Here is a 593-nt window from a genome sequence, read left to right on the forward strand (position 1 = left end):
GGTTATGGAGGATATGATTTGTATTATACAGAGATTTTGGGAGATAGTTACGGTCCAGCGATCAACTTAGGTTCTAAGGTCAATGGTGCATCTGATGAGGTGTTTCCGTATCTGCATGAAGGCAAGCTGTATTTTTCATCTGATAGAACATCAGGTTTGGGAGGTTTGGATATTTACAGTATAGATGCAGAACTATCGGGTCAAGCAGTGAATATGGGTAAGCCATACAATACGGCTCAGGATGATTTTGCCTATTATGTGGATGCAAATGGCTTGCAGTATCTAAGTTCAGACAGAGGGATGTCTGAAAGTAGGGATGATATTTACAGTTTAGCGTTCTTACAGGATCTTTACAGGCTCCGAGTGTTTGCAGAATCTGGTGAGCGCTTGGATGGCATGGAAGGTTTACAGTTGCAGGTGTTGGATGCCAATGGTCAAGAGGTTACTATGGATATTCAAGACGGAAGGATAGGAAGATTAAAGGAAGGAGCATATACAGTAGAGATTCGAAAGAAGGGATATTTTCCTGCCAGGGTACCATTGACCGCTTTGGCAGCTGACGGAGCTGAGAAGGAGTTGGATTATACCTTGGT

The 593-nt window shown here is 43.0% G+C and carries 1 pseudogene; it reads left to right on the top strand.

Annotated elements, in window-relative coordinates:
• Positions 1–593 (top strand): annotated as a pseudogene (locus IEV57_RS19295) (hypothetical protein); the annotation flags it as partial.

Origin of the sequence: Belliella aquatica, assembly GCF_014637795.1 — a bacterium.
GTDB lineage: Bacteria > Bacteroidota > Bacteroidia > Cytophagales > Cyclobacteriaceae > Belliella > Belliella aquatica.